13 protein-coding genes are annotated in these 12,564 nt (G+C 69.8%); 5 read left to right on the top strand and 8 right to left on the bottom strand.

Annotated features, from left to right (window positions below):
- Positions 1–36: 36 nt before the first annotated feature.
- The 4 genes from rpoB to FGL15_RS14095 all read right to left on the bottom strand — a co-directional run bounded on the left by rpoB (position 37) and on the right by FGL15_RS14095 (position 6,109).
- A complete protein-coding gene (gene rpoB / locus FGL15_RS14110; protein ID WP_079705237.1) occupies positions 37–3,528 on the bottom strand; it encodes a DNA-directed RNA polymerase subunit beta in 3,492 nt (1,163 codons plus the stop codon).
- 237 nt (positions 3,529–3,765) lie between these two features.
- Positions 3,766–4,635 carry a biotin-dependent carboxyltransferase family protein gene (locus FGL15_RS14105; RefSeq protein WP_138946503.1) on the bottom strand — a complete coding sequence of 290 codons (870 nt, stop codon included), beginning with the start codon at positions 4,633–4,635 and terminating at the stop codon, positions 3,766–3,768.
- On the bottom strand, positions 4,632–5,327 hold the full coding sequence (locus FGL15_RS14100; RefSeq protein ID WP_240773549.1) for an allophanate hydrolase subunit 1: 696 nt from the start codon (positions 5,325–5,327) through the stop codon (positions 4,632–4,634). Before FGL15_RS14100 ends, FGL15_RS14105 begins: the two co-directional genes overlap by 4 nt.
- A complete protein-coding gene (locus tag FGL15_RS14095) occupies positions 5,321–6,109 on the bottom strand; it encodes a LamB/YcsF family protein (protein ID WP_138946502.1) in 789 nt (262 codons plus the stop codon). Before FGL15_RS14095 ends, FGL15_RS14100 begins: the two co-directional genes overlap by 7 nt.
- Positions 6,110–6,165: 56 nt before the next feature.
- Between FGL15_RS14095 and FGL15_RS14090 the strand changes: the two genes are divergently transcribed.
- From FGL15_RS14090 to FGL15_RS14070, 5 genes are all read left to right on the top strand, one after another.
- Positions 6,166–7,020: a spermidine synthase gene (locus FGL15_RS14090; RefSeq protein WP_071259566.1), complete on the top strand. Its 855-nt coding sequence runs from the start codon at positions 6,166–6,168 to the stop codon at positions 7,018–7,020.
- A 2-nt stretch (positions 7,021–7,022) separates the two neighbouring features.
- Positions 7,023–8,255, top strand: coding sequence for a sorbosone dehydrogenase family protein (locus FGL15_RS14085; RefSeq protein WP_138946501.1), 1,233 nt, complete (start codon positions 7,023–7,025; stop codon positions 8,253–8,255).
- Positions 8,256–8,328: 73 nt separating this feature from the next.
- The gene (locus tag FGL15_RS14080; protein WP_064296385.1) at positions 8,329–8,853 is read left to right on the top strand and encodes a SprT-like domain-containing protein; all 525 of its coding nucleotides are present in this window, start codon (positions 8,329–8,331) and stop codon (positions 8,851–8,853) included.
- A complete protein-coding gene (locus FGL15_RS14075; protein ID WP_138946500.1) occupies positions 8,850–9,416 on the top strand; it encodes a DUF1697 domain-containing protein in 567 nt (188 codons plus the stop codon). The genes FGL15_RS14080 and FGL15_RS14075 overlap by 4 nt, the downstream gene beginning before the upstream one ends.
- A gap of 100 nt (positions 9,417–9,516) precedes the next feature.
- On the top strand, positions 9,517–10,338 hold the full coding sequence (locus FGL15_RS14070) for a TspO/MBR family protein (RefSeq protein ID WP_138946499.1): 822 nt from the start codon (positions 9,517–9,519) through the stop codon (positions 10,336–10,338).
- A gap of 27 nt (positions 10,339–10,365) precedes the next feature.
- Here FGL15_RS14070 and FGL15_RS14065 read toward each other — a convergent pair whose 3' ends face one another.
- The 4 genes from FGL15_RS14065 to FGL15_RS14050 form a co-directional block, all read right to left on the bottom strand.
- Entirely contained in the window at positions 10,366–10,869 is a 504-nt protein-coding gene (locus FGL15_RS14065; RefSeq protein WP_138946498.1) for a DinB family protein, read from the bottom strand.
- Positions 10,869–11,171 (bottom strand): DUF427 domain-containing protein, encoded by a 303-nt coding sequence (locus tag FGL15_RS14060; RefSeq protein ID WP_085510219.1) that lies wholly within the window; start codon positions 11,169–11,171, stop codon positions 10,869–10,871. The genes FGL15_RS14065 and FGL15_RS14060 overlap by 1 nt, the downstream gene beginning before the upstream one ends.
- 9 nt (positions 11,172–11,180) lie before the next feature.
- Positions 11,181–11,831, bottom strand: coding sequence for a 2-phosphosulfolactate phosphatase (locus FGL15_RS14055; RefSeq protein ID WP_240773548.1), 651 nt, complete (start codon positions 11,829–11,831; stop codon positions 11,181–11,183).
- 194 nt (positions 11,832–12,025) lie between these two features.
- Positions 12,026–12,499, bottom strand: a complete 474-nt coding sequence (locus tag FGL15_RS14050) for an EVE domain-containing protein (protein ID WP_085510217.1) — start codon at positions 12,497–12,499, stop codon at positions 12,026–12,028.
- Between the last annotated feature and the right edge of the window lie 65 nt (positions 12,500–12,564).

Raw genomic sequence — 12,564 nt, 5'->3', positions numbered from 1 at the left:
TATGAAAGGTTTCGTCAGTCTCTACAGTGGTCAGGCTTAGATCTCGTCGATGGACGACGACTCGAACCTGGAGGAAATGTTGATCCCGAGCTCCTCGGCGGCGCGGAACGCGTCGTCGTCGGTGTCGCGCAGGCTCACCGCGGTGCCGTCGGCCGAGAGGACCTCGACGTTCAAGCACAGCGACTGCATCTCCTTGATGAGCACCTTGAAGCTCTCGGGGATACCCGGCTCCTGGATGTTCTCGCCCTTGACGATGGCCTCGTACACCTTGACGCGGCCGAGGATGTCGTCGGACTTGATGGTCAGGAGCTCCTGGAGCGCGTACGCGGCTCCATAGGCCTCGAGGGCCCAGACCTCCATCTCACCGAAGCGCTGTCCACCGAACTGAGCCTTACCACCGAGCGGCTGCTGCGTGATCATCGAGTACGGACCCGTCGAACGCGCGTGGATCTTGTCGTCCACGAGGTGGTGCAGCTTGAGGATGTACATGTAGCCGACCGAGACCGGTGCCGGGAACGGCTCGCCGGAGCGGCCGTCGAACAGACGGGCCTTTCCGGAGGAACCGATGAGGCGGTCGCCGTCGCGGGTGACGTTGGTCGAGTCGAGCAGACCGGCGATCTCCTCCTCGGAGGCGCCGTCGAACACCGGGGTCGCGACCTTGGTGTTCGGCTCGGCCGAGTGCGCGGCAGCCGGGAGCTTCTTGGCCCAGCTGGGCTTGCCCTCGACGTTCCAGCCCTGCTTCGCGATCCACCCCAGGTGGATCTCGAGGACCTGACCGAAGTTCATTCGACCGGGGATACCGAGCGGGTTGAGGATGACGTCGACCGGCGTGCCGTCTTCGAGGAACGGCATGTCCTCGACGGGCAGGATCTTCGCGATGACACCCTTGTTGCCGTGACGGCCGGCGAGCTTGTCGCCCTCGGTGATCTTGCGCTTCTGGGCGATGTAGACGACCACACGCTGGTTGACGCCCGAGCCGAGCTCGTCGTCGCCGTCCTGTGCGTCGAACACCTTGACGGCGATGATCGTGCCGGCTTCACCGTGGGGAACCTTCAGCGAGGTGTCGCGGACTTCGCGGCTCTTCTCATTGAAGATGGCGCGGAGCAGGCGCTCCTCGGCGGAGAGCTCGGTCTCACCCTTCGGCGTGACCTTGCCGACGAGGATGTCGCCGGGGCGGACCTCGGCACCGATGCGGATGATGCCGCGCTCGTCGAGGTCCTTGAGCAGCTCCGGGCTGACGTTCGGAAGATCACGGGTGATCTCCTCCTTGCCGAGCTTGGTGTCGCGGGCGTCGACCTCGTACTCCTCGATGTGGATCGAGGAGAGGACGTCGTCCTTCACCAGGTTCTGGCTGAGGATGATCGCGTCCTCGAAGTTGTGACCCTCCCACGTCATGAAGGCGACGAGGAGGTTCTTGCCGAGCGCGAGCTCGCCGTTCTCCGTGGCGGGGCCGTCGGCGATGACCTCGCCGGCCTCGATGCGTGCACCCTCGGAGACGATGACGCGGTTGTTGTAGCTCGTGCCCTGGTTGGAGCGGTCGAACTTGCGCAGGTAGTAGGTCTGCGTGCCACCCTCGTCGAGCTGGATGGTGACGGACTCGGCCGACACCTCCTGGACGACGCCGGCCTTGTCGGCGGTGACGACGTCACCCGCGTCGATGGCTGCGTAGCCCTCCATACCGGTACCGACGAGCGGCGAGTCCGACATGAGGAGCGGGACGGCCTGACGCTGCATGTTGGCACCCATGAGTGCGCGGTTCGCGTCGTCGTGCTCGAGGAACGGGATGAGGGAGGTCGCGACCGACACCATCTGGCGCGGGGAGACGTCCATGTAGCCGATCTCCTCGGACGGGATGAGGTCGACCTCGCCGCCCTTCTTCCGGGCGAGGACGCGGTCCTCCTGGAAGTGGCCGTCGCTCTTCAGCGGAGCGTTGGCCTGCGCGACGATGTAGTTGTCCTCTTCCATCGCGGTCAGGTAGTCGATGTCCTCGGTGACCCGGCCGTCGACGACGCGACGGTACGGGGTCTCGATGAAACCGAACGAGTTGATCCGCGCGAACGATGCGAGCGAACCGATGAGGCCGATGTTCGGGCCTTCCGGGGTCTCGATCGGGCACATGCGGCCGTAGTGCGACGGGTGGACGTCTCGCACCTCGACGCCTGCACGCTCACGCGACAGACCACCGGGGCCGAGCGCCGAGAGGCGACGCTTGTGGGTCAGACCCGCGAGCGGGTTGTTCTGGTCCATGAACTGCGACAGCTGCGAGGTCCCGAAGAACTCCTTGATCGCGGCGACGACGGGGCGCACGTTGATCAGGGTCTGCGGCGTGATGGCCTCGATGTCCTGCGTGGTCATGCGCTCGCGGACGACGCGCTCCATGCGGGACAGACCGGTGCGGACCTGGTTCTGGATGAGCTCGCCGACGGCGCGGATGCGACGGTTGCCGAAGTTGTCGATGTCGTCCGTGTCGAGACGGAGGTCGACGGGCTTGCCGTTGCGGACACCCGGGAGGGTGGCCGTGCCGCGGTGGAGGGCGACGAGGTACTTGATCGTGGCGACGATGTCGTCGGTCGTCAGGACGGAGTCACTGAGCGGCTTGTCGAGACCGAGCTTGTTGTTGATCTTGTACCGGCCGACCTTCGCGAGGTCGTAGCGCTTCGAGTTGAAGTAGAAGTTGTCGAGGAGTGCACGCGCGGCCTCGGCTGCGACCTGCTCGCCCGGACGGAGCTTGCGGTAGATGTCGCGGAGCGCGTCCTCCTTGGTGAGGATCGTGTCCTTCTCGAGGGTGAGCTCGATGGACTCGTAGCCCTTGAACTCCTCGAGGATCTCCTCGCTCGTCATGCCGAGCGCCTTGAGGAACACGGTGACGGACTGCTTGCGCTTGCGGTCGATGCGGACGCCGACCTGGTCGCGCTTGTCGATCTCGAACTCGAGCCAGGCACCGCGGCTCGGGATGACGCGAGCGGAGAAGATGTCCTTGTCGGAGGTCTTCTCCTGAGCCGACTCGAAGTACACGCCCGGGCTGCGGACGAGCTGCGAGACGACGACACGCTCGGTGCCGTTGATGATGAAGGTACCGCGCTCGGTCATGAGCGGGAAGTCGCCCATGAAGACCGTCTGGGTCTTGATCTCACCGGTGAGGTGGTTCATGAACTCGGCCTCGACGTAGAGCGGAGCCGCGTACGTCTTGCCGCGTTCCTTGCACTCGTCGATGGAGTACTTCTCGGGCTCGAGGTACGGGTTGGCGAAGGAGAGCTGCATCGTCTCGCCGAGGTCCTCGATGGGCGAGATCTCCTCGAAGATCTCGTCGAGGCCGCTCTTCGTGGGCAGGTCCTGTCGGCCGGCCTGGGTGGCTTCTTCGACGCGTGCCTTCCACACGTCGTTGCCGACCAGCCAGTCGAAGCTCTCGGTCTGCAGAGCCAGGAGGTCTGGAACCGTGAGCGTGTCGGTGATCTTCGCGAACGAGAGGCGGGATGCTCCGCGGCCGTTCTTGGGTGAGTTGGTGGTTGCGTTGCGCGCAGCAGCCAAGGGGATAACCTCCGGAGGCCTGTTGGGGGCCGAGTTACTGGTCGTCAGTGGAGTTACTCACCAGAAAGAGAACATGTGGCGGGTTGGACCCGCACACCAGCCGACCGCAATATGAAGGCATAGAGATTCTGGGAGCGCAAAGAACAACTATATGCCGGAATATCCGGCGTGTCTACTCTTTCCTTGACGAGTTTTCGACTTTCCGGTATAACCGCCGCGTCGCCCCCGGTGTTCCCGTCACCCCGTGCTGAACCGCAGGCGCTGACCGGGCCGGAGTTGCGCCAGGAGGTCGCGGTCCGCGGCACGCACGACCGCGATGACCGGATACCCGCCGGTGACGGGGTGGTCGGCCGACAGGATCGTCGGCAGACCGCTCGGCGGCACCTGGACCGCCCCGGCGACCATGCCCTCACTCGGCAGTTCACGACCGTGATCGAGTCGCTCGAGCGGCGTCCCGTCGAGGCGCATCCCGATGCGATCGGCGTCGGCCGTCACGCTCCACGACTGCTCGACGAGACGCTGCAAGGAGGCGGCGTCGAACCAGTCCCGGCGGGGTCCCGGCGAGACCCGTACGAGCCGTTCCCCGGCGCCCGGCCGCGTCCACGGGGCGATGTCGAGCGGAGGGATGCGGCGGCGCGGGGTGGGGAGGACGACGAGTCGATCGCCCCCGACGACCGGTGCCGGACCGAGGCCGGCCAGGGTGTCGGTCGACCGGGAGCCGAGGAGCTGCGGTCCGTCGAAGCCGCCGCGGACGGCGAGGACGTACCGGAGCCCGTGGGTCGCCGCGCCGAGCTCGAGCCGGGAACCGGCCGCCACGCGGACGGCGTGGTGTCCGTCGACCGCTCGGCCGTCGACGGTGATCGCACCCCACGCGCCCGTCACGGCGATCCAGAGGTCGACGTCGGGGACGGCCACGAACGGGCCCAGGACGACCTCGAGCGCCGCACGGCCCTCCGGGTTGCCGACGAGACGGTTGGCGAGGCGCAGGGCGCCGCGGTCGAGCGCGCCCGACGGGCTGACCCCGAGGGCCGCGGCGCCCGGTCGACCCAGGTCCTGGACGGTGGTCGCCGGTCCAGCCGCCTCGACGAGCAGCGTCCCGCCCATCATGCGGGGACCTGCACGAAGCGGACCCGACCGCCGGGGACGAGGAGGGCTGGTGGATCCGCTACGTCGTCCCACAGCACGGCGTCGGTCGTCCCGATGATGCGCCACCCGCCCGGGGAGGCTCGCGGGTAGACGCCGCTGAACGTCCCGGCGAGCGCCACCGAACCGGCGGGGACGGTCGTCCGCGGCACGCTCAGGCGCGGGATCTCGATCGGCGGGCCGATCGCCTCGTCCTCCCGCTCCGGCACGAGGTAGGCGAACCCCGGCGCGAAGCCGCTGAAGGCGACGGTCCACAGGCGACCGGTGTGCCAGGCGATGAGACCGTCGGCGTCCATGCCGAGCAGCGCCGCGGTCTCGGCGAGCTCCTGGCCGTCGTAGCGGACGTGGATGAGGGTGTCCGGCCGCCCCACCTCCTCTGCGACAGCGCCCGTCGAGCCTCCCGCGCCGGGTGCGAGCGCCCGTTCCGCGGTCGCGAGCAGCCAGGCCCCCACCGCGGCGAGCGCCGGGCCCCGCGCATCAGTCACGGCGAGCACCGTCCGGGCGGCGGGGACGAGGTCGACCAGCCCTGCCGGGCGTGAGGCGGCGAGCGCCCGGTGCACGAGCAGGACGTCCTCGAGCGATGCGAGTTCGAGGAGTACGGCCTCCTCCCCCATCGCCCGGAGCACGGGTCCGGTGGAGGTGTCCGGGGTCACCACGGCGCGACCAGTTCGACGCCGACGTCCAACAGGGCGGCTCTGACCGCCGTGGCGAGCGACACGGCCCCGGGGGTGTCGCCGTGCACGCAGAGCGAGACCGCGTCGAGTTCGACGTCGTCATCGTCGACGCTGCTGATGCGTCGATCGAGGACGAGGGAGACGGCCCGGCGGACGGCCTCCGTCTCATCGGTGACCAACGCCCCGGGGGCGTCACGCGGGACGAGCGAACCGTCGGGGCGGTAGCCGCGGTCGACGAAGGCCTCAGCGACGAAGCGGAGCCCGGCGGCGAGGGTCTCGCGTTCGATCACGGAGCCGGGCAGACCGAGCACGGGAAGTGGTCGCCCGAGCTCCTCGGAGGCCGTGACCACCGCCCGGACGACCGCGCTCGCCTGCACCCGGTCGAGCGCGATCCGGTTGTAGAGGGCACCGTGCGGCTTCACGTAGGCGAGCGCCACGCCGGTCCCGTCGGCTTCGCCGACCTCGTCGACCGCGCGCTGCAGGGCGCGGAGCTGCTCCAAGACCTCGGCCTCGAGCACCTCGGCCGGTACGTCCTGGTCGCGTCGACCGAAGCCCGCCTCGTCCCGGTAGGACGGGTGGGCGCCGAGCGACACCCCGTGGGCCGTCGAGCGGCGGACGGCGTCGCGCATGGACGCGTCGTCCCCGGCGTGGAAGCCGCACGCGATGTTCGCGCTCGTGATCAGGGCGAACATGGCGTCGTCGTCGGCGGTCGGCACACCGCGCCAGACCTCGCCGAGGTCGCTGTTGAGGTCCACCTGCGCCACGGCCGCACCCCTTCCGCTCCGCCTCCCGCCACTGCGGGAAAGTCTAGGGTGGGGGTATGGACGAGGCACAGGTACGACTCGGCGTCAGCGGATACCTGGCCAGGATCGAGGCCGACCGCTTCGTGCCGGGCACCTATCAGTTGGTGGTCGACGGCACGCCGCAGTCGCACGTCAACCTCGATCAGCCCGAGGAGCTCTTCTTCGAGTACATCCAGCGGATCGGTCACATCATCGACGAGATCGCCGACCCCGGTCAGCCGATCACGGCGGTGCACCTCGGCGCCGGCGCGCTCACCCTCCCCCGCTACGTGGAGGCGACGCGGCCGGGCTCGCGGCAACAGGTCGTCGAGCTCGAGCGCGAACTCATCGATCTCGTGCGCGAGCACCTCCCCTGGTCGAAGCGCGCCCAGATCCGCGTCCGCTACGGCGACGCCCGCGAGATCGTCGCGAAGCTGCCGCCAGGCCTCCGCGGCACCGTCGACCTCGTCGTCGTCGACATCTTCAGCGGCGCCAACACGCCGGCCCATGTCACCAGCACGGAGTTCTACGCCTCGGCGGTCGAGCTGCTGTCGCCGACCGGCGTCATCGTCGTGAACGTCGCCGACGGCCGCGGACTCGCGTTCGCCCGCGGACAGGCCGCGACGCTCGCCGACTCCGTGTCGCACGTCGCCGCCCTCGCGGAGACGCAGATCCTCAAAGGCCGCCGCTTCGGCAACGTCGTCCTGGTCGGATCGAACACCGCCCTCCCACTCGACTTCCTGCCGAGGCTCCTCGCGGCCGGACCCCACCCAGCCAAGGCGGTGGCGGGCGCCGAGCTGCGCGCCTTCATCGCGGGGGCACAGGTCGTCACGGACACGACCGCCGTCCCCTCCCCGAACCCCGCCCAGGGCATCTTCCAGACGAAGGGCTGACCATGGCCACCACGCAGACGCCGCGACGACGGGGCCTGCGCGCGCCCGCCTCGCTCACCACCCTGCTCGCCGCCACCGCCCTGGCGCTCGTGGCCTGCATTGACGGGGAGCCACGATCACCGGGTACGGCCTCCCTCTCGCCCTCCCCCGCGCCGAGCGCGTCCGCGTCGACGCCCACATCCGCGGTTCCCACCGGACCGGTCGCCCCGACCGGTGAGGCCACCACGGTCGTCGGCGGCCTCGACGCGCCCTGGTCGATGGTCCGACTCGCCTCGGGCAGCACGCTGGTGAGCCAGCGCGACGCGGGCGACGTCCTCGAGGTCGTCAGCGGCGGCGCGGTGCGGCAGGTCGGCGTGGTCCCCGGGGTGGCCGCGGGAGGCGAGGGCGGGCTGCTCGGGCTCGCCGTCCTCACCCCGGAGCAGTCCGGCGACGATCACACCTGGCTCTACGCCTACCTGACGACGTCGTCCGACAACCGCATCGTGCGGTTCCCGCTCACGGGAGCGGCCGGCTCGTACGCGCTCGGCGGCGTCGAGGAGATCCTCGTCGGCATCCCCCGGGCCGGGAACCACAACGGCGGACGCATCGCGTTCGGACCGGACGGCATGCTCTACGCCACCGCGGGTGACGCCGGTGACCGCAGCCTGGCTCAGGACGTGGACAGCCTCGGCGGGAAGATCCTGCGGCTCACACACGACGGCGCGGTACCGGGCGACAACCCCTTCCCGGGATCGCCCGTCTACTCCCTCGGCCATCGCAACCCGCAGGGCATCGCGTGGGATCGCGACGGCGGCCTGTGGGCGAGCGAGTTCGGGCAGAACACCTGGGACGAGCTCAACCGGATCACCCCCGGTGGCGACTACGGCTGGCCGGTCGCCGAGGGCGTCGCCGGAGTCCAGGGCATGATCGACCCGGTCGCGCAGTGGGCCACGGAGGACGCGAGCCCGAGCGGTCTCGCGATCATCGACGACACGATCTTCATGGCCTCGCTCCGCGGCGAGCGCCTGTACGGCATCACCGACGGCGTGCACGTCCCGGCGGGGAGCAGCGCGCTCGTGGGCGTGATCGACGCGGTGCCCTACCTCGTCGGCGAGCTCGGACGGATCCGCGACGTCGTGGCCGGCCCGCCGGGGACCGCCTGGATCCTCACGAACAACACCGACGGCCGCGGTTCGCCCGGGTCCGAGGACGACCGGATCGTCGAACTCCCCCTCGCCCCGCTCGCGGCCCGCTGAGGGTCCACCGCCACACCTGTGGGTCATCCCGCGCCTGCGGTCCGGTGTCGGTCGCCGGGAGTACCATCCAGGCATGGCAGAACTCAGTCGGGTCACGGCGTGGGCACAGGCGCTCATCGTGCTGCACCTCGACCCGACGGTCTGGACCTTCGGTTTCGACAACGCCAAGCGACGCGCCGGCCTGTGCAACTTCACGACGAAGCGGATCACCGTCTCGCGCTATCTCGCGGCACGCTACGACGACGACGAGATCCACCAGATCCTCCTCCACGAGGTCGCGCACGCCCTCGCAGGAGCGCGCGCCGGGCACGGACCCAAGTGGCGCAAGGTCGCCGAGGAGATCGGCTACGAGGGCTCGCGGCTCCACGAGGGCCAGACGGCTGACGAACTCGCCCCGTGGGTCGGCACCTGCCCCTCGGGCCATGTCCTCTACCGGCACCGGCGCCCGAGCCGGGCGACCTCCTGCGGCAAGTGCTCGCGTTCCTGGGACGAGCGCTTCCTCCTCAGCTGGGTGCACCGGGAGGTCACGCCGGCCATGCGGCGTCGGGCCGCCGCGTTCGACGGCTCCACTCCTCCCGAGCCAGGCATCGGGTCATGACCGGCGGCGCGGTTCCCGCCGACAGCTGGATCGCGCTCCTGCGCGGGGTCAACGTCGGCGGCGTCACGATCCCCTCCGCCGACCTCGCCGAGGTGTTCCGATCGGCCGGGTTCACGGGAGTCCGCACCGTCCTGGCGAGCGGCAACGTCGTGTTCGACGACCCCGAGCACCAGCCTGGAGACGCCGAGGACCACGCGCGCGGTGCACTGAAGCGGCGCATCGAACGGTCGCTCGCGGAGGCCTTCGGATACGAGGCATGGATCGTGCTCACGCATCAGCACGCACTCGCCGACGTCATCGAGGCCTACCCCTGGCCGGAGGCCGAGCACGTCCAGCCGTACGTCATGTTCTCCTCCGAGCAGGCCTCACTCGACGCCCTGCTCGCGTTCTCGACGGAGGCCGTGGAGCAGCCCGACCGCGTCGCATCCGGCGACGGCGTCCTCTACTGGGAGGTCCCGAAGGGGTCGAGCACCGACACCGCCTTCGCGAAGGAGTCCTCGAAGGCCCGGTTCAAGCCGCACGTCACCACGCGCAACCTGCGGACGCTGCGCAAGCTCCTCTGAGCAGGCTGTTCGACGGCACCGGCGCAAGCCCCCGCGAGGTGCTCCACGATGACGTACGCTGAATTGATCAGCTAGCTGCACAATTCTGGAGGCATGCGTCATGACCGGCACCGATTCACCCACCACCGCGGACCGCGTCCGGCAGATCGCCGTCGCCGTCAGCACGGTCCTCGCGATCATCGGCTCCTACATCGGGTCGGGAGCCGCCGGGGGTACGCAGGTCCAGAACGCGGCGAACGGCGCGTTGAGCGCCTCGTCGACGCCGATCGCACCGGACGGGCCCGCGTTCTCCATCTGGAGCGTCATCTACCTCGGGCTCGTCGCCTACGCGGTCTGGCAGTTCGTGCCCTCGCAGACGACCCGTGAACGCCACCGTCGTCTCGGCTACTGGGTCGTGGCGAGCCTCCTGCTGAACGCGGCGTGGATCCTCGTGGTGCAGGCGGGCTTCCTGATCCTCAGCGTGTTCGTGATCATCGCTCTCCTGGGTGTCCTGGCCCGCATCTTCGTGATCGTGCTCCGGACCAGGCCGTCCGGCGTGACCGACGCGATCATCACCGACGGCACGATGGGCCTCTACCTCGGGTGGGTGTGCGTCGCGACGGCGGCGAACATCACCGCTGCGCTCGTCGGATCCGGGATCGGGAGCGCGGACGGCCCGGCCGCCGGTGTCTGGGCGATCATCGTCCTCGCGGTCGCCGGAGCCGTCGGGATCCTGCTCGCGGTCGTCGGCCGTGGACGGATCGCCCCCATGCTGTCGCTCTGCTGGGGGCTCGCGTGGGTGGCCGTGGGCCGATTCACCGGCGAACTGCTCTCGACCGAAGCCGGGGTCACGGCGCTGATCGTCGCGGTCGTGGTCGCCGTCGTCACCGTGGTCGTCCGCGTCTCGCGGGGGCGCGACCGCGCAGCACTCGTGGGAGCCTGACGCTCCGCACGCTCGACGGCCGCGGCGCTACTCGCCCGTGCGGCCGTCGAGCTGTTCGCGGAGGACGTCGATGTGCCCGAGATGCCGGGCCGTCTCCTCGATCATGTGGAGCTCGATCCACCGCAGCGTGAACCGCTGGTCGTTGCCGAGGCAGACATCGTCGAGCCGATACCGCGACGCCACCTCGCGGGACTCCGCGCAGGCCGCCTCGTAGTCGGCGATGATCTCGGCCAGGCTGTCGTCGGCCGTGACGCGCCATTCGCCGTCGGGGTCGTCGTCGGTCCACCGTGCCGGGACATCCGACTGCCCGTCCATGTCCTCGCGGAACCAGCTGCGCTCGACATCGGCGAGGTGTCGGATGACGCCCGAGACCGTCGTGATGCTCGGCAGCAGGCGTTTGGCCGCGAGCTCGTCGGTGAGTCCGCGTGCCTTCCAGACGATGCTCGCGCGCTGCAGATCGAGGAACCCCTCGATCGTCTCGCGCTCCCCACCGCGCTCAGGCGGCTGCGGGCGGTCGCCCCAGTCGGCCATCAGTCGACGACCTCGACCTCGTTCCCGAAGGCGACGTAGCCGGAGAAGTCCTTGCCGACGCGGTCGAACGCGGTCGGATACGGGGTCGGGTACGACCAGGCCACATCGGGCTTGACCTCGCCGCCGTCGGTGACGCCCCAGTACTGGGCGTCGCCCTTCCACGGGCAGTGGTACTGGGTGTCGGTCTCGACGAAGCGTTCGCGGTTGAGGCTCGACGGCGGGAAGTACCAGTTGCCCTCGATCTTGATGAGCTCCGATTCGGGGGCTTCGGCGAGGACGGTGGTTCCGAGGAGTGCGCGCATGCGCCGAGACTACGCCCGGAACACGGCTCCGTCCAGGACCGGGACGACGCTTGACACGTCGACCTCGCGTGCCGCCTGGACGTGCTGCGTGGCACCTGCCTGCGCGAGCTGCTGGGCGGTGGCGGACGCGGACAGCAGGTGCCCGACGCCATTCCGCAGACCCTCGTACGCGGCGGCAGCGGCGGCGGCCTCCGGAGAGGTGAAGTCGATACCGCGGAGCCCCAGCGCCTCGATCACGGCACCGGCCCCGAAGAGGTCCTCGACGGCGAACCGGGTCTCGGCCGTGTCGTCGAGTTCGCCGACCGCGATGACGACGATGCTCGTGCGCCGACCGAGTTCGGCCTGCTTCGCGATGATCCAGTCCGCGACCGCCGACCGGTTGCGCAGGCACCCGGCGACGACGGTCGCACCCGTGTCGGCGAGGAGCGTGGCGATCTGCGCCGTCTCCCCGCGGTCGTCCAGTTCGGTGACGGCGACGGTCTCCCCGCCGCTCACGCGCCGCTCGACGGAGGTCGTCGCGTGGAGCACGTCCACGACGACCGCGACGTCCGCCGCCTCGACCCGCCCGGCTCCTGCCACGCCCCAGTCGAACCTGACCTGGTACTTGGTCTGGGCGAACGGCGGGTGGACGGGCGGCGGTGTGGCGGCTGCGGTACTCACCCGTTCATCGTATCCAGGCGCACCCACCCACCCCACGAGTGTTGCGTCCGAAGACCTCCGTGGGGGTGGTCGCCAGCGCGGTGCGCTGACGCGAGCGCGGGTCATCGGACGTGAGCGCGGGCCTCTGGAGGGGCGCGCTCACGCGCGAGACCCGCGGTGACGTCAGCGCACCGCGCTGGCGCACGGGCAGGGGGTCAGCGGGAGGCGGTGGGGAAACGACGGTCGTCGGGGTGGGGCGGGCGCATCTCGTTCCTGATGAGCTCGAAGTCGTGGCGACTGAGCTCAAGGAACCCCCGGCGGAGCTGGACACCCCAGTTCCGGGTGAAGCTCGTGAAGTCGAGGAGCGCGAGCATCGGACGGATGGGCGCCTCGACCGCGTCCGGGTACCAGTCGACACTCCGCCGCCATGGTCGCCAATCGGCGCCGTCCGGTCGCGGCACGGCCGCCTGGTAGACGGTGTCGTCGGAGACCCGCCCGATCGCGGTGAACGCCTTGAGCGGCTCGCCGTCCGGGGTGCTGACCCGCGGCGAGTAGTACACGAAGCCGTCGGACTCGCGCATCTGGTCAAGACCGCCGCGCTGCCCGTGGTTGATCTGCACGAAGCCCTGCCGGACGCCGAGGACGACGTGATCCCGCTGGATCACGCCCAGCCAGTACCGGATCGCCATAGGCACAGTCTTCCCTACCGGCGCACCCCCTGCAGCCGCCGAGCCGCACATGCGACACTGAGGCA

It is taken from the genome of Plantibacter sp. M259, assembly GCF_006065115.1.
Classification (GTDB): Bacteria; Actinomycetota; Actinomycetes; order Actinomycetales; family Microbacteriaceae; genus Plantibacter; species Plantibacter auratus.
The sequence above is the reverse complement of the archived record's forward strand: the minus strand, read 5'-3'. Positions and strand labels throughout refer to the sequence as shown.